A 19,480-nucleotide genomic window follows, 5' to 3' on the forward strand; every position below is an offset into this window, starting at 1 on the left:
TTACAGCCCGATGCATAGTAGCGGTTTCTCTCGCAATGAACGGACACCGTGGCGAGGGCCGGTTTTTTTACTTCACGCTACTACGTGGCATCTAAACAGTCAGCGTAGCCGCAGGCTCTGGAACTGAGAGATTTTCTTGTAGAGCCTCGACCGATAACTGAAACAAGAGCACTTATCATGTCAATTGACTTTCTGTCGCTGGCAGTCAGCGACGTGCAAAAGCTTGCCCCTTACGTTCCGGGGAAGCCGATAGATGAGTTGGAACGGGAGACGGGATTGGCCGCGGGAGAAATCATCAAGCTGGCTAGCAATGAGACACCGTTGGCTGTGAATCCACGGGTTATCTCAGCGATTGAAAAGGAACTCGAAAACGTCACTCGATATCCGGATGGGAACGGTTTTCGGCTTAAGAAAAAGATTAGTGATCGTTTTGGCTTGGCACCCGACGGCATTACGCTCGGTAATGGCTCCAATGACCTTCTCGTCATGATTGCGCAAGCCTTCCTCACCAAAGGCCGGAATGCGGTTTTCGGTCAACATTCGTTCGCGGTCTATGCCTCGGCGACAGCTGCCGCCGGTGCCGAACGGCGCGAGATTCCTAGCAAAGATTGGGGCAATGACCTGGATCGGATGCTCCTGGCCATCGATGGCGACACGCGAATCGTGTTTATGGCCAATCCGAATAATCCTACAGGCACCTGGTTCGACCGTGACGCACTCGTACGATTTCTTGAGCGGGTTCCGGCTCAAACGCTGGTCGTCCTGGACGAGGCATACATTGAGTATGCGGACGATTCATCGTTGCCGAATGGTCTGGAATATGTAGCCTGGCACCCGAACCTCATCGTTTGCAGGAGTCTGTGCAAGGCATATGGGCTTGCAGGTCTGCGCGTCGGATACTGCGTGTCTTCACCGCAGATCGCTGACATCTTGAACCGGGTGCGGCAACCCTTCAACGTCAACAGTCTGGCACTGGCTGGTGCCTGCGCAGCAATTGACGACGAGAAGTATCTCGAGTTAGGGCGCGAGGTGAACAGGCAGGGGCGCAAGCAATTGCAGGGCGGCTTCACTGAGCTTGGCCTGAACTGGATACCCTCTCGGACCAACTTCGTTACGGTCCATCTGGGGCGCCCGGCTGCGCCAATCTACGAGGCCCTGCTACAAAAGGGGGTGATTGTGCGACCGCTCGCCGGTTATGGCATGCCTGATCACCTTCGGATATCGGTCGGAACGCAGCTCGAAAACGCGCGCTTCCTCGATGTGTTGAGTGCAATCCTGAGCGCGGCAGGACAAGAATGATGGAGACGGTGTCACGTGACTTGTTTGACCGTGTAATGGTGCCAAACTATTCGCCAATGGGCACGGTGCCGGTGCACGGCTCAGGCTCCCGGATTTGGGATCAGAATGGCAAAGAGTACATCGACTTGTCGGGCGGAATTGCGGTGAACGCCCTTGGTCATTGCCATGCTGTTCTGGTCCAGGCCCTTGTGGAGCAGGCGCAGAAGTTGTGGCATGTCTCCAACATTTATACAAACGAGCCCGCCTTGCGCCTCGCTAGCGAACTGACCCAGCGCACGTTTGCCGACCGCGTCTTCTTCGCTAACTCGGGGGCAGAGGCTAACGAGGCCGCATTTAAGTTGGCGCGCCGATTTGGAATCAACACAGGCGGTGATGCCAAGTACGAAATTATCGCGGCTAACAAGAGTTTTCACGGGCGCAGTCTGTTCACCGTAAGTGTGGCCGGTCAGCGCAAATATTCGGAAGGGTTCGGTCCTGCCATCGGGGGTATTCGGCACGTAACCTTTAACGATGAGGTCGAACTGGAGGCGGCCGTTTCCAACGCGACCTGCGCAGTGGTGCTTGAACCCATTCTTGGGGAAAGCGGTGTACTTCCAGCCACGCTGTCCTATTTGCAACGGGCGCGGGAGTTGTGTGACAAGTATGGTGCACTGCTGATTTTCGACGAAGTGCAGACGGGCATGGGGCGTTTGGGCTCACTGTTTGCCTATGAACATTACGGTGTCGTCCCCGATGTCATGACCATCGCCAAGGCGATCGGCGGTGGTTTCCCACTGGCGGCAATGCTGGCGACGGACGATGCCGCTCGACATCTGTCGGTCGGGACGCACGGGAGTACCTTCGGCGGAAATCCGTTGGCGTGCGCGGTGGGCGAAGCGGCGTTGCACTACATCAGCCAGCCAGATGTTCTTCAAGGCGTTACCTCCCGGCACACGTACCTGGTTTCATCCTTGTGTGAACTGGGCAAGCGGCATGGGTTGTTTGAGGGCGTCCGTGGCATTGGGCTGTTGCTCGGCTGCGTCCTGACTGAGCCTTGGAAAGGGAGGGCACGTGAGCTCGTTGAGATGTTTCTCAGCCACGGTGTCATGGTGTTACAGGCCGGACCGGACGTTATTCGTCTGGCACCCAGTCTGGTGATCGAACAAGGCGAAATCGACGAGGGACTTGCCCGGTTGGAAGCTGCAGCGATGCTGCTTAGCCATGTCCAGCGAAGCACATCCGAAAATGTGGAGATATAAAGTGAATACAACGAAGGAGTTTCTGAAGATTCGGGGCAGTCTTGTTGCCTTGGTGACCCCCATGTTCGCCGACGGCGCGATTGACTGGGACACGTACCGGCAGCTCATCGACTGGCACGCTAGCAAGGGAACCGATGGATTGGTCATCATGGGTTCGACGGGCGAGACGCCCACGATCCCACCGAAAGACCATATCGAACTGATCAGGTTAGCTGTGGAGCACGCCGCTGGCCGTATTCCGGTCATCGGCGGCACAGGTGCTAACTCGACTAATGAAGCCATCGAACTGACGGCTGCCGCACAGGAGGCCGGCGTGGCGGCGTGTCTGTCGGTGGTTCCGTACTACAACAAGCCCACGCAAGAAGGTCTGTACCAGCATTTTCGCGCGGTGACAGAGAATTGCGACGTGCCGATTATTGTTTACGACGTGCCGAGTCGGACCATCACGCGGTTGACGGTGGATACAATTGTCGCACTGGCAGAACTGCCACGTGTGGTAGGCCTCAAGGACGCGACCGGTGATCTGGCGCGTGCGAATGAATTGTTTGCGCGCCTGCCACGAGGTTTCTCGGTATTTAGCGGCGACGACGGCAGTGCGGCCGCACTCATCCTCATGGGCGGTCACGGCAACATATCCGTCACGGCAAACATTCTGCCCGATGTGATGCACGACCTTTGTCATGCCGCTCTGGGGGGCGACCTGGGAGCAGTTCGGAGGTTGAGTTATCAGCTCGCTGCGCTCAATCAGGCGCTCTTCGTGGAGTCTAATCCGATTCCCGTCAAGTGGGCGATGAGCCGAATGGGGTTGATCCGGGAAGGGATACGCCTTCCCTTGACGCCGCTCTCGCAATCCCAGACGAAAACCGTTGAAGCCGCAATGCGCGACGCAGGTATCGAATTATCCTCGCGCCGTGGCGACGCGTAGCGCATCCCGACGCTGATGCCGAATTTCGTTAGAAGCGAGCGCAAGTCCAAGGAGAACAGTCTGCGCCGACGACCGGGAGCGCTAGATGTTGTTGTAGCTCACGGCTCGCAACGTTTCTTTTCTTCCACGCGTAGATCATCCGTATGGAGCTGCCGCATGCCGGGCCTGTCATCGTATATGGGTGCAGGTTTTTCGGTGGAGACCTCAGCCGGAAATCTGTCCCAGATTCATCAACTCGGGCAGAGTGCACCGGGAACGCAAGTTAATATTGCGTTTCTCGGTAACGAAACCTTTGAGCAACGTCTCCATGCTGTGGCGACGATTGCAGAGAGCGGCTTGGAACCTGTTCCCATTCTCTCTGCTCGCAGGATTCAGTCGGCCGAGGCGTTGGAGTCCTTCCTGATACGAGCCAACGGTCTAACACGGGTCAAAACAGTATTTCTGGTCGGAGGCGACCCCGTCGCGCCGCAGGGCCCTTTTGCAGATTCATTGGCGCTGATACATAGTCCCATCCTGGGACGGTGCGTGCCCGAGAAGGTGGTCATTGCCGGCTATCCGGAGGGGCATCCTCGTATCCGGGATGACACGCTGTGGGAGTGCCTGCAGCACAAAGTCGCCCATCTGGAATCGAAGGGGCTCGACGTCGAAATCACGACCCAATTGGCTTTTGACGCGGAGGCGGTCGTGGCGTGGATCGAAAGGGTTCGGCGCTCGGGCATTCAGTCATTGATTCGCATAGGCGTTCCTGCGCCGGCAACCATGGTCGGCCTGATGCAGTTCGCGGCTCAATGTCGAGTTACTACGGCCTTGGTATCTCTGCAGAAACACGGTTGGCCGACTTCCTCGATGCCGGAACGCGCCAGCCCGGAAAACTTTCTGGTCAATCTACGGAGGTACCTTGACCGTCGATTGCTCAACAACATCGCATTACACATTTTTCCGTTGGGCGACTTGCCCCTTGCTGTCCAATGGTTTCAAACCTTCTACGGAAAGCCAGCGGCTCGCAGCGCAGTGACATAGTTGCCGAGGAAATGAGATTCCGGAAGAGGGCGCGGCTATCACTTTCGCATGTGAGCAGCGGATCTGCGATCGATCTGGTGAGTCGGGGAGGACCTGTGCGGTTCTGGTTGATCGCGGCAGCCTGCGCGATGTGGTCACAATATGCGTGGGCGAACTTTGGCCGAACAGGGTGGACGAGCCGGAACCGCGCGGGCACGAATTCGAGCTGCTCGGAGACGTCCTCGCCGAGCAGCCTCATTGCTGCACCGCATTCGCGCAGACCTCAGGTGAGTCGGGCAGATGTGTCCTGATCTCCCGAGTCAGGTGATCTGACAGCGGTTTGCGTTGGATCTGCTCTGGCTACCCGAACGTCGCGATGGGCGCGTCAAGTGGATCTATATTCTAGATGACCACCTCGGTGCGCTCCGCTGGCTTACTTGCCAGCAACGCTGAAAGGTTTCTGAGCGCTGTCGAAAGCTGGTTGCGATCTCGGCCGCCACCAAGTGAAACGCGGATCGCGCTAGGAGGTTTGCCCGGGCCAAGATAGAACGCGTCCGGTGGCGTAACCGCAAGGCCGTCGGCGCGTGCGGCCCGTGCGAGGTCGCGTGCTTCCCAATGATCGGGTAAAGGATGCCAGATATGAATTCCTTGGCCGCGCGTCGAACGTTCTAGGTTGGGAAAGATGTGAGCTGCCAATTGCTGACGTGCACGAGTTTCGGCCTGAACGCCTGCGAGCAGGGCTTGAGCGGAGCCGTCCTGAATCCAGAGGGTAACTAGCGCCGTAGCTAACGGCATAGCCATGAGCGCAAATGACCGCATCGCGGAGAGAAAGCGGTCTTCTATCGCCGGATCAGGTAGAACGACAAACGCCGTGCGCAGACCAGGCGACAAGCACTTGGAAAGAGTCGAAATGTAGAAAACCCTGTCCGGTGCGAGAGTTGCCAAAGGCGCGGGAGCGTTGTCGGCGAACAACCAGTAAGGATCGTCCTCGATGATTTTCGCGTCTGCCCGAGCCGCCGCCGCAACAAGATCCCGCCTTCGATCAATGGGGATTGTGCGTGCGGAGGGGTTTTGTAACGTTGGGTTGATATAGATCAGTCGAGCCCCGTGCTCACGACAGGTGCGTTCGAGTGCATCGGGCTGCATGCCAGCTTCATCTCCAGAGACTGGCTCTATACGTCTTCCCAGTTGTTGGACTGCAGTGCGCAGGCCGGGGTAAACGAGTGACTCCGTGAGAACTGTATCACCGGGTTGAGTCAATGTGAGAATGGCAGCGGCAAGAGCCGCCTGTGCTCCTGGGCAGATCACTATCCTTGAAGTTTCGACTGACTCGAACATCGGCGAGAGCCATTGAGCCGCGGCCAACCGATCGGTTGGGCTTCCGCCACCTATGTGATACGTCATCAATAGATTGACATCGGAACGCGTCGCCAGGTGCGATAACCCCTGCTTAAGGAGCGTTGACAGATCCACCTGTGTTGGAGCCGGAGGGATGTTCATGCTCAGGTCGACCCATTGCGTCAGCTCCCCTGGCGGTGCGCTCACGTACGTACCGCGGTGGCCGTAAGCTTCCAATAGGCGGCGTAGACGTGCTTCATCATAGCCACGTGTAACAGTAGTCAGGTCGACGCCGAGGGCCTCCGCTAGGAGTCGCTGCGGAGGAAGTCGATCGCCTGGATGGAGCGTTCCTTCCGAGATCGCTTGCTCTAACAGGTCTGCGATTTGTAGGTATCGGGGGCCGCCGTCGGGCGACAACGGCGTAACCCAATCCATTCCTTTGTTAACAGGAGGTTTCTTCCGTTTGAGGGCCATATTTCAACGCAGCGTGCAGTGTGACAAGCCGATAGTATTGCCTGAATTTCCAAATAAATCCATACATGTTCGACGTGTATGATCCGAGCCTTAAAGGCAACGAGGCGGCAGAGCAACTGGATGTGAGTGTCCGTACATGCGGCGCTGGCACCTTGTATGGACTGGCGTCCTTGAGACGAACTGTCAGAGAGACCCGTTACCGTCACGATACGTTACGCGCGAGCCATACAGGCGCAGATGAGCTTGCCGGGGAGACGGTCTGTTGCGCCCGTGTTTCCCAGGATAATCAGGCAGAACAGCTGGAGACTTAGGATGGGCCGCTCGAGACGTACCGCGCTGAGTCCAGCTTCACAGGTATCAAAGTCTTGAGTGACTTGAACCGCCGACTGAACTTCCGAAAGAAGTGCCGGCAGCGTCTATCCTGTGCTTTCGCTTGCTTTTCTTTTTTTGATGCAACGGCTGGCCTTTCTGAACGAGGGCAAGCGTCTCGTTGGCGTCAACGAGTTCCCACACTGGTGCCTTTCGTAGTTGTTGATCGTACGTTGTTACGATCTGCGCAAATTGCGTGAATGTCTCCGGTTCGAGAAGCCACGTGCCGGTCTCGCGGCCGCGGTTAAATATCGTCTTAATCCCTTGGTCGGCGGTTTCCAATTGCTCGAAGATTGTTGTTTCGTAGCCCGATTCGGCTAAAAGTCCTGTAAGTATTGTTGCGCCCATCAGCGTCTTGACAGCACTCGCGTTGCCACGACCTCTTCGCAACGCATCAAGCGCGGCGTGCACCGACAAAGAGAGTTTGTCAGCTTCCACGCGCGGTAGTGGAAGTAGCAAAGACTTGTTTTGGCGTGCGCGCACGACATCTACATTTCGATAAAACGGGATAAGTCCGGCCATGTTTTACAGGGCGTTTAAGTAAAATGGAACGCAAGAACCATGTGCAATGGAGTACAGCGACACATCAATGTGACAATGGTGCACTTCAGTAGATCTACCTGGCTGGTCGGCTTGGCAAAAGCATTGCTACCACTCTCCATTTGCAACTGGAGGGAGCACGAAACCATACGCGTACGCTGACGGTGACTTGCATTCTTATATCAGTTTTCTGGCTTGCGAGCTTATGCATTCTTTCTATCCTCGGGTATGCCTACACGGAGAAACAAGGTACCGTTACATGCAGAACACTATCCGGGCTCTCCGCCTCCGACTGAAAGACACGCGCGCGAGCTGCAGAAGCAGGCAATTACGTGTGACTGCCTGGCGTAGCGTTCATGCGGTGTACAGAGGTATGGTGCGCGAGCAATGGCTCGCACCCCTCGGTCGCGGCGACAACGTCGTGCCACTTAGCAGCGACAACCCGTTGTCCTGCGAAAACAATCTACATGAGCAGATTTGTGCACATTGAAGAGAACGGTGCAATACAGCGCGAGGTGGAGAACCGGGACAATATGTCTCCCAGTTCTCCGTCTAAGGTGGTCAGGACTGGCGGTTAGCGTCGATCACGGTCAACGCAGCCATGTTAATGATGCGACGGACTGTCGCGCTGGATGTCAGAATATGCACGGGCGCATTGACGCCGAGGAGGAATGGTCCAACTGCAACATTGCCTCCGGCTACTGTCTTCAGCAAGTTGTACGCTATGTTGCCGGCATCAGCATTGGGGCAGACCAAGAGATTGGCGGCGCCTTTCAAGCGCGGGGTAGGCAAAACGCGTGAACGCAAAGCTTCGTCGAGCGCGCAGTCTCCGTGCATTTCGCCGTCAACCTCCAGGTCAGACGCGTGCCGAATAATCAGTTCTAGAGCCCGTCGCATCTTGGTTCCAGATGCTGCGCCACCCGAACCGAAATTTGAGCGAGACAATAAAGCCGCTTTGGGCACCAGGTTCAGGCGCCGCATATTTTCAGCTGCGGCTATCGTGAACTCAGCGATCTGTTCGGCTGTTGGATCGTCGTTGACGTGTGTATCCACGAGGGCCAAGGTGCGTCCATCAAGCAGGAGGATGTTCATCGCCGCGTAGGTCTGAGATTCCGCCTTTTTGCCGATGACCTGGTCGACGAATCGGAGATGATCATGATACGCCCCGACTGTGCCGCAGATCATTCCGTCAGCATCACCCAGCCGCACCATCATCGCCCCGATCAGGGTCAAACGGCGCCGCATCTCGACCCGTGCCATTTCCTTCGTGATTCCGTCACGGCACATGATTTCCCAATACGTCGTCCAGTATTGACGAAATCGCTCATCGTGCTCGGGATTGGTTACCTCGACGTCTTGCCCGAGTTTTATTCGTAGCCCGCATTTCTGGATCCGCGAAAGCAGTACCTCAGGACGTCCGACGAGAATCGGGCGTGCAAGATTCTCATCGACGATGACCTGCACCGCTCGCAAAACCCGTTCGTCCTCTCCCTCCGTGAAGACAATTCTGGATTTGCCACCACTTCGAACTTGCAGCCGCGCCGCTGCAAACAACGGCCTCATGAACGCACCTGAATGATAGACGAACTGTTGCAACTGCTCAGCATAGCTCTCCATGTCTGGCAGAGGCCGAGTGGCTACGCCACAATCCATGGCGGCCTTGGCGACGGCCGGGGCAATTCGTGCAATCAGGCGCGGGTCAAATGGCTTCGGGATAAAGTAATCGGGGCCGAAGGAAATGTCGTAGGTGCCATAGGCGGCTGCAACAACCTCACTTTGCTCGTCTTCAGCAAGGGCCGCGATCGCATGCACTGCCGCCAACTCCATCTCTCGTGTGATCGCCGTGGCGCCGACGTCTAGAGCGCCCCTAAAGATGTAAGGGAAGCAGAGCACGTTGTTAACCTGATTGGGGTAGTCCGAGCGCCCGGTTGCGACGACCGCATCATCACGAACGGACCGCACAATCTCAGGCAAAATCTCAGGAGTTGGATTCGCGAGGGCGAGAATCAAGGGGCGTGATGCCATACTCGCAACCATTTCAGGCTTGAGCACGCCGCCAACCGATAGGCCCAGAAATACATCGGCGCCGTCGATGACTTCATTCAACCGTCGAGCCTGAGTCTCCTGCGCGAAGAGCGCCTTGTCCGGGTCCATCAAAGTTGTTCGACCTTGATAGACGACGCCTTCGATATCTGTTACCCATATATTTCTTCGGGGCAAACCAAGCGCAATCATAAGTTCAAGGCATGCCAGGGCTGCGGCTCCGGCGCCGGAAGTCACTACCTTTACTGCAGAAATATCTTTGCCGACCACTTTCAGGCCGTTAATCAATGCGGCAGATACGGTAATCGCGGTGCCGTGTTGATCGTCGTGGAAGACAGGTATCTTCATGCGCTCTCGCAGCTTTCGCTCCACGAGGAAGCATTCGGGCGCCTTGATGTCCTCAAGGTTGATACCACCAAAGGTGGCCTCGAGACCGGCAATAATGGTGACGAGCTTGTCCGGGTCTGTTTCGTTGATCTCGATATCGAAAACATCGATACCGGCGAACTTTTTGAACAATACCGCTTTGCCTTCCATTACTGGTTTGGATGCCAACGCTCCGATGTTGCCGAGTCCCAAGACTGCAGTCCCGTTGCTCACCACGCCTACAAGGTTTCCTCTGCCGGTGTAGCGAAAGGCATTGAGTGGATTTGCTACGATTTCTTCGCAGGCGGCTGCCACCCCAGGCGTGTACGCCAACCCGAGATCTCGCTGCGACGCTAACGGCTTGCTTGCAGTGACTGATATCTTTCCGGGAACCGGAAACTCGTGATAGTCCAACGCCGCCTGTCTATCGGTCTTGTTCATGTCCATTCCTTATCGTGGGGAGCGGCCGTCATTTCTAAAAGATTCGCGGGATTTGCGCGATGCTCTGAGGCCGCGGTTAAATTTCGGCCGGTCTGGTTGCTGCAGCCTCGCGACCTTCAGCGGTAGATGGTTATCCGAAGTCATCAGGAAGCGATACTTGACTGAGAAGAGACCGGATTTCGTGCTTCCAGAGCAAGCTCGGAGCGTATTGCAACCAGACGGGCAACTACCTTGCACTGGAGAATGATTCTATGGATGCGCGACAGGCGCGGCATTTTGATTTAGTATGGAGCTATCATCTTTTTCTGATAAGCGTTCTGTTAGATGGCGTTATTCGACTCAGTCGGGATTGCCAGAAGGCTTGGCACACGCCTCAAAATGCGTCATTTGATGTTGCTGCTCGAGATAGAAGAGGTTGGCTCCCTGACTCGTGCAGCCGAGCGCGTAGCAAGCAGCCAACCAGCGGTGACCAACGCTCTCGCTGATCTGGAGAGTATGTTTGGCTCACCGTTGTTCGAGCGGACCACGCGCGGAATGGTCCCAACCTCGCTAGGCGAAGCGGTTCTCGCGAGAGCGAGAGTGATAACGCAGAATATCGAACATCTGGTGTGTGACATGGAGGTGATCGCATCGGGACACGCTCCGAAGGTGCATATCGGCGTTACTCCGTATGTTTCAGGCGAGATGCTTTCGAAGGCCATTCGCCAGACCCCCTCGCAGGCCGGACGAGAACTGGCTTTCTCTGTCCATGAGGGTGCCAATGATTTGCTTCTGAAGCAGTTGCAAGATCACGCGCTGGACGTTGTGATCGGCCGTGCCTCCCCGAAACTGGGCACAGAGCGTCTCAGGTTCGTGGTCTTGCGTCAGCAGTATCCACGGCTGATAGCGAGCCGGCGCTTGGCATCCAGACTTGCGCGGACGCCGCTGAATTGGCAGAAACTCGCTGAGCTTGATTGGGTCTTGAGCGCTCCGCAGACACAGATGCGCGAACAGGTTTCTGATATTTTTCTGGCGGCAGGACTTGTTCCACCGGTGCCCATCATAGAAAGTCCGTCTCCAAAGCTGATCGGGGAACTCGTTGTTGCCAGCGAGAGATTGGTATCGATCGTCCCGGATGATATCGCTGAAGAATTGGCCCGCATATCTGGCGTTTCAATAGTTCCTTATTCATTTGACTGGACGCTGCCACCCATTGCTATTTTCACGCGTGCAGGTGAGCCGGAGCGACCAGCGAATATCATCTTCGCTGAGTCTGTGCATAACGTTTGTCGCGCTACGCCGACGTGAAAAAGGTTGTACATGCAGCCTGCGCGAATAGTCCCGGTCGTTCGTCCGGCGAGACGGGGCAGAAGAGTCGCGAAGAGGTGCGGCTTATGTTGGACACTGACGGTTTCTATAACTTGGTTTGAAGTGGACGGAACTGTTGCCTTCGTGAATGCCAGATTTTCTACTGCTCCAACGTAGATTTTTGAGTAACTTTTTGACTGTCGCTACGTGGTCGTCGCCTGAAGGCTGTTAAAATTTGCAGCTGACGTGTCTGCGTCAAAAATTTCGATCCCGCTCGCACTGGCTTTTGCCCGACGTTTAGCGACGGCCGCAACCGATGCGATATGCTCGCTATGCAATCTTCGATTCAACCGTTCCGGGTCGACGACAACACATCCCGCTGACATCGTGACGAAGCAAAAGAAGGATGGGTTCCCACGCCTGTCCTCCCCGCTGATGCCGCCCGCGTCACGGTCCTCCGCGGCATAGAAACTGACAGCACTACGGTTGAAGTCACGTATCGCGTTACGCATCCGTGATTCCCAATCCGGACTTCGAAACAGAATAAGGAAATCGTCACCGCCCACGTGCCCGAGGAAATCGGACGTCGGGTCGCAGGCGCCGGCGAGTCCGGAGGCCGCAAATTTCAGGACTCTGTCGCCTTGCCAGTAGCCATATTGGTCATTAAATGGTTTGAAGTTGTTCAAGTCGACGTAGCATGCAGTGAAAATCATTTCGCTATCGAGTAACCGTTCGATATGTGCGCTAATCGGGACATTTCCCGGGAGAAACGTAAGAGGGTTAGAGTATCGCGCAACCTCGATTCGTCTCTCGGTGACCGCTCGCACGAGACTCTCACCCGTCCCAAGACCGGCGTAGGAGCCATTCTCCGTAATGATGAAGCCATCAGCGAGGTAACGATGATCGTCGCCCGATAGAAACTGCAATATCTGGTCCAGACTCGTCGATTTATCGATTATCGCAGGCGATACATTTGCAAACGTGAGACATGAGCGCTTGCCAAACAATTCACGATGAAATGGTCTGGCGTACTGGTCTGTGAATACCCGGCGGTTTAGAAGTGCAACGGGCTTACCATTTTCAACTATTGCCACAGCATGCAAGTACGGTAACTCACCAAACAGTTGCGCCACTTCGTCATTTTTTGCGCACGTTGGAAGGCTGGGAGCGTGCACCACCATTTTTTCAGATAACACTCCCGCGGGAGTTCCTGTCGGCGAGGCGCGCCTTCTTTCGGGGGAGACTGAGATATGTGGTCCCGCCAAAACGCGGCTTGCTTCATCCGCTATCTCGACGCTCGGTCGTGCTGAAGGTCGAGCGATCAGGTATCCCTGGCCACAATCTATGCCAAGGTCCCTCAAGACCGTCAGGTCTCTAGTGCTTTCTATACCCTCGGCAATCAAGCGCGTGCGGCTTTCCGTTGCAAAGCTGAGCATGGCACTGACAGCCGAGTATTTTAACGGATCATCCGAAATCCCTTGAACAAAGAAACGGTCAATTTTGACGAGATTGGGCCTCAGCTTTAGCCACAAGCTCATGCTTGCGTTCTCGGTGCCGTAGTCATCGAGTGCGAGGCACGCGCCTCTTGATCGAATGACGTCTATGACTTCAATGAACCTCGCCACGTCCGAGACCACACTTTTCTCTGTCAACTCGATCACGATTCGATTTGCCTCAAGGATTGTGCCTTGCATGAATGCAAGCGGGTCACCCTGATCAGCAGCTCGACATAGTGCGTCTGCACTGAAGTTGACAAATAACTTTCCTTTACACTGAAGTCCTGTGAAAGCATCAATGCACGTACGAGCGGCTAAAAGTTCGAGTTCAACTGATCTTCCTTCAAGCGCCGCTTGGGAAAAAAGCTCGTGCGGCATCTCGATGCCGGATCTCGCGGGTCCACGGATCAGTCCTTCGTAGCCTTCAATCGATCCATCTTGCAGAGCCACAATCGGCTGGAAGAGGGGGCGCAATCCTCGATTGCACAGCACCTCTTGGACGGTATTGCTTCGAACCCTTGAAACCTCGAAAGTGCGCATGTTGAAGATAACCTTGCGGAGGACATCAAATTTACGTCTGATCTGACGCTGACATGGATGAATCTTTCGTGATTGATTTCGGCTAGAGAATGTGTATTGGACCGGTGCGTGGTTTCGTGCGATTGACCGACGGGCTCGTGCACCCACCTTTGCAGTATTCTGAATGTTCTTCACGTTTTACGACGACTGTCTTACCCGCTGACGCGGGCTCCGACATACGAGGCAATTTGTCGAAAATTTAGCGTGTTATCGCCGAGCCAGTCATTGCAGGAATGAGCGAGGCGAAGCTATCGAGGGCCTTTAAATGATGGCAGGAACGAAAGCGACGGCGTGACCCATTCCATCGCACACAGGCTATTGAGGCTGTTTTTCGCGAAATTCCGGCAGTTGCTGGAGAAGAAGTACTTCCCCGCGGGTGTCGTACTGATCCTGATTGATTGGGCTGGCAGTCGAGTATCTGCGCGGTCATCCGGAGCGGCTCGCCGTCCCGGAGTGCAAAAGACAAATTTGAGACACTCGGTTTCCAGCTTGTGAATCTCTGAATAACCACTATGGTCTCCCGTCTATGGATGGCAGCGGTATGCGTACTAGCGAACCAGCGCAGACAGCTGCACGACGATGCGTGGACGAACTACAACTACGCATCGGACAGTGTCTTTACAGACGGCAGTGTGAGAGCGCGAAGGTGCCGATGCCAATTCAAAATTTCTATAAGTGTTGTCAAGGTGTGGATTGAGAGGCTGGGTGGCTTTGGCTCGTCTGGTTTGAAGACTGGCATTTATGACACGACAAAAATAAGGGCTATTCAGAATAAAGTGTGGAACCGCTCTCGGCGTATAAAGCCGCTGCCTAGATTGCACATCCCTGTCCCCGATGTGCCTACCCCTTGCCGAGAAAGCCAGCCACTGCGTCGATTACACGCAGTTACCTCCTCAAAGTCGCACCGGAAGTCAATCCTGGCAAGCTTGCCGCGCTCGCGGCTCTGGGCTCGGAATGGACGCGCACGGCTACCGCGGCATTCCGCTGGTACTGGCGTCCGTTTCTCCGGCACGGCGAGTTCGTACGGCGCCCTCCCGTAAGTGGCCCTGGCTCGAAGTTTCCCCGCACCAGGCTTGTTACGTCACAGAAAGACCTGTTGCTGGTCGCGCTGGCCGCCCAGGTCGATAGCTGGCCGGCAACCTGGTCAACCGCGATCGGCGCGCGCTGGGAGTGGTGGCTGACGAGGGGCTGCGTCATGAGCTGTGGTGGATCAACCGGATGCGCCTGTGGCGCGCTCCGAACGCGCGACACAACGAGGTGCTCTAGACGCTGCGTGCCGGAAGCGACGAAGACAAAGGTCTGTCGTCGATCTCTTCTACAGCCTCACGTATCGCGCGCCGCTGGTTCGATGCCCATCTCAGAATCCACAGGCTTCCCGACCCTGCCGGGCTGCCGCCGCAATTCAACGTCAACAGCGCCCAGTTCGAGGAAAGCGCCCGATCGAAGTTCCGGCATTTCGGCTACTGGGCAAGGCTTTCCACGCTCCAGCGCGGGCGCCGTATCGAGGTGCCGGTCCAGTCGTACGACTGGTTCGAGACGCAGCCCGGCGAACTCTCCCAGACCCTCACCCTGCTGCAGCGTGAGGATGGTCTTTACCTGAAACTTACCCGGGGGAAATTACGGGCGGCATTGACAAGAACCAGCGCGGACGTTCCGTGCTGGAGCGTGACACGGCGCCCACCAGCCGGCACGAGTGGTGGTCTGGGACGCTCGAACGGTGGGCTACGCGATTGCGTAGCCTGCTTGACGCAGCCCCGCCCGCATCAACATGGAAGTGGCGCCTCGTTTGGAGGGCGCGTACGGGTGCGCTGGCCTTGACGGGACTGCGGGAGCAGGCGCAAGCCTTGCCCGCGGACCTGCGCCAACAACTGGACGGCTGGCTTGCAGCCGCACCCGGTTCGCATCTGCACAAGAGGATTTGAGCGTGATTCGGTTTCGACCCAGATCACTGGAGCGACGCATTCCACACTTTAATCTGAATACCCAAAGAGTCAATGCGCGAAAGCCAGCGCCAGGCCAGATAGGCGTCAAATGCACCGCAGCCAATGACGCCATTTTCATGTTCTTAAGAAGGTCTCAATAGCGGCGATTCTTTTTTTCCAACGGAATTCTTCTTGGAAACTCCATTGGCGTGACTCTCGGTAACATTGGTAAAATTCTCAAGGATTCCCAGTTTTTTTAGCGTGAAATCGCTATCCTTGGAAAGGTGATGATCGCGGCCGACATTTCGGGCGGGTCGTTGAATCGTGCAGGCGAATTGCGCGGGTGGCCTTGCGGCGGCAGTCCAGTAGCGGTAGATTGCGGAGATGTTCGCCGGGATCTTTTTGGCCAGCTCTTCCCGTTGATAGGGCCATCGAGTCAGGGTTTCCTCCTCCGATGTGAGATTGGCTGCGCCGAGCAGATGGAGTGGACGTAGCCATTCCCGACCTTTAGGATCGTCAAAGAGCGGCTGCCAGCTCTGCCTGCGCAGCGCGACGCCGTCCATAAAGCCAATTGCCCACGGTTCGGCTTCGATGTACTCATGCGCATCGCGGCCATAGGCGGCCTTGTCGAACACCGGTTCGAATCCATCCGGATTGCTCAGTCTGAGGATAATGCCGTTGTAAAACCTCAGGATCAAGTCGAGGATGCGCTGCGCCTGATCCGTTGTTTCGACGTCGGGAGCGCTGTCCTTTCCCGGTCCCCAGACGCCGGGCAACCAGTCTTTCAATTCAAGGATAGTTGGCCCGATTGAGATAGCGGTCAAATACCCCTCTAGACTATCGAGCATCAATGTTTCGTCCGATGTCAGATCAGACATCAGAAATTGATCAAGCTCATCCATGTCTTCGTCGGACAAGGGTGCCAAAATTCGGTTCCCGTTGGATAGTGATTTCGACATGGCTGAAGCTTCCAAAATGGTAAGAGTTTTTGGCGCCATAACAGTACCAGCAATTTGGCTGACAAAAAATTGTAAGGAGTGCGTAAGTACGAAATTCGTAGATGCTGACCACTTAAGCATTTTTGCATCCTTCATGTAGCTTTAACCTATTTTCTGCGTTGCTTCGACTCAGGCTAGGATGTGCATGTTGCGAATTTCGTGAACGACTGGACGAGTGGAATGAAGCGTTCGATTGTCCGGTGGCCCTGTTGGCGGATATGTCGAGCGATTCTTGGCGATATCATTCGGATGCTTGACGTCTTCGACCGGGGAGAGCGTCTCGCGCTGGATATTGCCCTCCCGCAACGCCGCGAGATTGATGCCGATCCTGTCGAGTATCACCGATGCGATTCTGTTCCAGGACCTTCTCGGAGTAGCACCGGGCGGCGAGTTCAGTCCGCCCAGCAAGAAACCGGAGTTCAGCCGTGTTTCTCGCGTTATCAATTGCGCGGTGTAAGTAGTTCCAATTGTTCTTGACCTTGTTACTGGTCTCGTCCGTCCCCCAGTTGTGGCTGACTGAAGTTTGTCTGGGCGAAGCGCGTGTTCAGGCCTCGGTCGAGGCTTGACCGCCCAGTAGTGCGCGGCGGAGCGATCCACCACTATAGTCGGCTCACCCGTCATCTCTTTCCGATGACGAAGGCAAAGGGCGGCGGCAGCGCAACAGCGCTCACAAATCAATAGCATATCGAGCGGATACTGCAACCGCTTGAACGCCCCTCCCACACCCGGAATCAAGCTCTTCATCGTCGAACGAGTCCTTCGTTTTCCCGAGGCCAAGATAGTGGATCTGTTCATTGCGACATCCTTAGTCGGCCGATGACCTGTCTTCAACCGGCTATGCCTAGGGTCTCTTGTTGATCGACACAGTCGTGCTATCCATATCAGCGTCGGCATAACATCGATATCGCCATCCACGTAATACTTATATATGTAAAATGTATGAATTCAAGGGAGAGTTAACCCTCAGCGTTCCGTTTCCCAAGGGTCAATTCCGCCGTGGTTGAAGGGGCAGGCCAGCGTGGCAGCAAGGATTAGACGGATTGCCGAGACGCATATCCCGAATCAAGGGCAAATGAAGTGACAGGGTCGAGAGCGATCTGCGGTCTCCTGCGCAGTTCTGGCTGGAAGGCTGGTGCGCCCAGATCAAGGAGTGCGGTTGCGGGTGGGGGGCAACGCGAAGGCATCGCTGCCAGCGCCGCCAATCCCCGGCGGACGCAGTCGGGCGGTGAACTCCGCACGTGTCCCGGCGCCATGATTGGCTAGCTAGAGGTGAGGGTCTTCAAGACTCGCGGGGAATGCGCCAGGTGGCAGAAGGGCGCTCGCAATTTCCATTCGGGCCCCGGTTTCGTTGCAGATTGCTGCGACGATGGCGTCTGCTACGTCATTCTGAATCCAGCGCGTCGCGGCCGTGGCCGTCAAAGCGCAAGCCATTGAGGCGAGGGGAAGTATTCCGCCGGCTAAGCGTTTGATGGAGCGCGCGTGCGCGTGTTTGCCAAAACGGATGTCGGCGATTCCTTTGTCCGCAATCCTGCCGGCTCTCATTCACATCTGAAGTCTTGAGGAGGTGAGGGTTAACCATCCTTTCCATCCCTACAGAAATTCATACAATGTACATATAAATGCATCAAGATCGATCGTTTGGTTGGATGGTGGGTGGCATAGGCCATATACCGATGTGGCAGGTCATTGTCGGAAGAGGCGTCGGCGCATGAAGTTGTGGGTCTAGATGCATTCAACAGCCGAACAACGTGTGGGTGCCGAGCGTCGACAACGCTGCCTCGAACTGGGAGCGGTTTGAGGCGCCGGTGGCTCTCTGTGGTGTCTCTGAAGAAATAACAATGCACAGACTGTGCTGCTAGGCGCCCAGGAATACTACACAGATCGACTGCTAGAAATGAGCGGCGATAGACGGGGTCACGGAGGTGCTGAAATGCCCACGTCTTACGAAGTACTTGGTGAATTGGTTGCCTGCATGACCTATTGGCACGTTGCTCGCAAGGTGCCGCTTGCCAACGACAGCTTCGTCCTTGAGGACTATGTCGAGCACCTGCGCGAGTTCATCGAGTTCCTCCGACCGGTCACCCTTGGGGTATCGGTTCGCCAGTCGATTTTGCCAGCGCTGTTCACGATCTCTTCGATAGCGCGCAACGGCGAGTCAACGCGTAAAAGTATGGCACCGACTAGCGATCGGAGCGATGTACGTCGAGGCCGCACGGTGGTCTGCGAACTGGTACTCAGCAAGCGACTCGACTCATTCGAACGTGGGCTGATTGACATCGTGGAGGCCAGCCCCCTCAGTGAAGGGCGCAGCGCATTTCCAGGTCTCGTACGTGGGGCGTTCGTCGAGATGAGTCTGTCCCATAGCGTTACGTCGCACCCGGATTTCAGCTTCTGCATAGCTGTCGGCGACACCGAAGCGGCCGACTCGCATCGGTGCGTCTATGACGAATTCGGCGCTGTGCTGGACAGGTCTGCCGAGTGTTACCTAAAGACTGTTTGCGTAGCCTTTCAGGTAGTGCGCCGTCAGGCAATCACGGATATCGCATTGACCTCAATCGAAGTTGAACGACATCTGGCGCCTGGACCAGCCCCGCGACGTACACGACCTCAGCACCGGCTCCGATATGTCGCGCACGCCTTGCGGGCGCTACCTGTTGCAGTCGCCGCGGCATTTTTTTTGGAGCACGTGCAGGGCGCCGAGATCAATCCACGAATTCACGATGAGATCCGTCGATACGAGCCGTCCGGACGTGTGCTGCGCAGGCACCGAAGGTGTCATGGCATATGGCGGCTAAGCGCCTATGCGATGCGACGAGGTCAAAGTGAAAATTGGGGCGAAGAGGTTTTCGGGAGAAGCAGATGAATACGGGAACTGGATCTTTACGTTCGGTGATCGAAAAATGGCTTTCGCCGAACCCGGCGATGCCATTGCGAGTTGCTGAGTTCAGCCGTTCGCCGTCGAACCGGAGGCGCTACATACGAGTCGAGTTGGCACGATCGACGGACACACTCGCGCTCTTTTTCTTTCGGCACGATGACGGCACTTGGTGCGTGTTCCCTAGCGAGGCGGAACGTCCTGCGATGGGTACGTGCTGGCCGTCCCACTGATCCTTCGTAGGCGCTGCGGCAACCGAGTCGGAGAGGCCTGGTTCGGCCGACTTCGATT

Annotated in this window: 11 protein-coding genes and 2 pseudogenes; 6 read left to right on the plus strand and 7 right to left on the minus strand. The window is 56.0% G+C overall.

Going from position 1 to position 19,480, the window contains the following annotated elements; genetic code table 11:
* Nucleotides 1-177 precede the first annotated feature (177 nt).
* From hisC to WN982_RS27770, 4 genes are all read left to right on the plus strand, one after another.
* Entirely contained in the window at nt 178-1,299 is a 1,122-nt protein-coding gene (gene hisC, locus WN982_RS27755; RefSeq protein ID WP_341318787.1) for a histidinol-phosphate transaminase, read from the plus strand.
* Nucleotides 1,296-2,537 carry an acetylornithine/succinyldiaminopimelate transaminase gene (locus tag WN982_RS27760; protein WP_341318788.1) on the plus strand — a complete coding sequence of 414 codons (1,242 nt, stop codon included), beginning with the start codon at nt 1,296-1,298 and terminating at the stop codon, nt 2,535-2,537. Before hisC ends, WN982_RS27760 begins: the two co-directional genes overlap by 4 nt.
* A gap of 61 nt (nt 2,538-2,598) precedes the next feature.
* Nucleotides 2,599-3,462 (plus strand): 4-hydroxy-tetrahydrodipicolinate synthase, encoded by an 864-nt coding sequence (gene dapA, locus WN982_RS27765; protein ID WP_341319443.1) that lies wholly within the window; start codon nt 2,599-2,601, stop codon nt 3,460-3,462.
* A gap of 156 nt (nt 3,463-3,618) precedes the next feature.
* Nucleotides 3,619-4,482 (plus strand): methylenetetrahydrofolate reductase, encoded by an 864-nt coding sequence (locus tag WN982_RS27770; RefSeq protein WP_341318789.1) that lies wholly within the window; start codon nt 3,619-3,621, stop codon nt 4,480-4,482.
* A 112-nt stretch (nt 4,483-4,594) separates the two neighbouring features.
* On the opposite strand, the pseudogene WN982_RS27775 reads toward WN982_RS27770, so the two are convergent.
* From WN982_RS27775 to WN982_RS27795, 5 genes and pseudogenes are all read right to left on the minus strand, one after another.
* Nucleotides 4,595-4,821 (minus strand): annotated as a pseudogene (locus tag WN982_RS27775) (IS66 family transposase zinc-finger binding domain-containing protein); the annotation flags it as partial.
* Between the two features lie 42 nt (nt 4,822-4,863).
* Nucleotides 4,864-5,961, minus strand: coding sequence for a PLP-dependent aminotransferase family protein (locus WN982_RS27780; protein ID WP_341319608.1), 1,098 nt, complete (start codon nt 5,959-5,961; stop codon nt 4,864-4,866).
* 102 nt (nt 5,962-6,063) lie between these two features.
* Nucleotides 6,064-6,273 (minus strand): annotated as a pseudogene (locus WN982_RS27785) (GntR family transcriptional regulator); the annotation flags it as partial.
* A gap of 357 nt (nt 6,274-6,630) precedes the next feature.
* Entirely contained in the window at nt 6,631-7,164 is a 534-nt protein-coding gene (locus WN982_RS27790) for a hypothetical protein (RefSeq protein WP_341318790.1), read from the minus strand.
* Between the two features lie 579 nt (nt 7,165-7,743).
* A complete protein-coding gene (locus WN982_RS27795) occupies nt 7,744-10,032 on the minus strand; it encodes an NADP-dependent malic enzyme (protein WP_341318791.1) in 2,289 nt (762 codons plus the stop codon).
* A gap of 390 nt (nt 10,033-10,422) precedes the next feature.
* On the opposite strand from WN982_RS27795, the gene WN982_RS27800 reads away from it, so the two are divergent.
* On the plus strand, nt 10,423-11,319 hold the full coding sequence (locus WN982_RS27800; RefSeq protein ID WP_341318792.1) for a LysR family transcriptional regulator: 897 nt from the start codon (nt 10,423-10,425) through the stop codon (nt 11,317-11,319).
* A 203-nt stretch (nt 11,320-11,522) separates the two neighbouring features.
* Here the strand turns inward: WN982_RS27800 and WN982_RS27805 are convergent, their stop codons facing one another.
* Both WN982_RS27805 and WN982_RS27810 read right to left on the minus strand, forming a co-directional pair.
* Nucleotides 11,523-13,355, minus strand: coding sequence for a phosphodiesterase (locus tag WN982_RS27805; protein WP_341318793.1), 1,833 nt, complete (start codon nt 13,353-13,355; stop codon nt 11,523-11,525).
* A gap of 2,104 nt (nt 13,356-15,459) precedes the next feature.
* The gene (locus tag WN982_RS27810; protein WP_341318794.1) at nt 15,460-16,410 is read right to left on the minus strand and encodes a YecA family protein; all 951 of its coding nucleotides are present in this window, start codon (nt 16,408-16,410) and stop codon (nt 15,460-15,462) included.
* Between the two features lie 1,834 nt (nt 16,411-18,244).
* Here WN982_RS27810 and WN982_RS27815 point away from each other — a divergent pair.
* Nucleotides 18,245-19,177: a hypothetical protein gene (locus tag WN982_RS27815; RefSeq protein ID WP_341318795.1), complete on the plus strand. Its 933-nt coding sequence runs from the start codon at nt 18,245-18,247 to the stop codon at nt 19,175-19,177.
* Nucleotides 19,178-19,480: the final 303 nt, after the last annotated feature.

This window comes from Paraburkholderia sp. IMGN_8 (assembly GCF_038050405.1).
Lineage (GTDB): Bacteria > Pseudomonadota > Gammaproteobacteria > Burkholderiales > Burkholderiaceae > Paraburkholderia.

Coding starts and splice junctions, on each gene's coding strand:
- hisC (WP_341318787.1), top strand. CDS start 178: ATGTCAATTGACTTTCTGTCGCTGGCAGTCAGCGACGTGCAAAAGCTT.
- WN982_RS27760 (WP_341318788.1), top strand. CDS start 1,296: ATGATGGAGACGGTGTCACGTGACTTGTTTGACCGTGTAATGGTGCCA.
- dapA (WP_341319443.1), top strand. CDS start 2,599: ATGTTCGCCGACGGCGCGATTGACTGGGACACGTACCGGCAGCTCATC.
- WN982_RS27770 (WP_341318789.1), top strand. CDS start 3,619: ATGCCGGGCCTGTCATCGTATATGGGTGCAGGTTTTTCGGTGGAGACC.
- WN982_RS27780 (WP_341319608.1), bottom strand. CDS start 5,961: ATGAACATCCCTCCGGCTCCAACACAGGTGGATCTGTCAACGCTCCTT.
- WN982_RS27790 (WP_341318790.1), bottom strand. CDS start 7,164: ATGGCCGGACTTATCCCGTTTTATCGAAATGTAGATGTCGTGCGCGCA.
- WN982_RS27795 (WP_341318791.1), bottom strand. CDS start 10,032: ATGAACAAGACCGATAGACAGGCGGCGTTGGACTATCACGAGTTTCCG.
- WN982_RS27800 (WP_341318792.1), top strand. CDS start 10,423: ATGTTGCTGCTCGAGATAGAAGAGGTTGGCTCCCTGACTCGTGCAGCC.
- WN982_RS27805 (WP_341318793.1), bottom strand. CDS start 13,355: ATGCGCACTTTCGAGGTTTCAAGGGTTCGAAGCAATACCGTCCAAGAG.
- WN982_RS27810 (WP_341318794.1), bottom strand. CDS start 16,410: ATGAAGGATGCAAAAATGCTTAAGTGGTCAGCATCTACGAATTTCGTA.
- WN982_RS27815 (WP_341318795.1), top strand. CDS start 18,245: ATGCCCACGTCTTACGAAGTACTTGGTGAATTGGTTGCCTGCATGACC.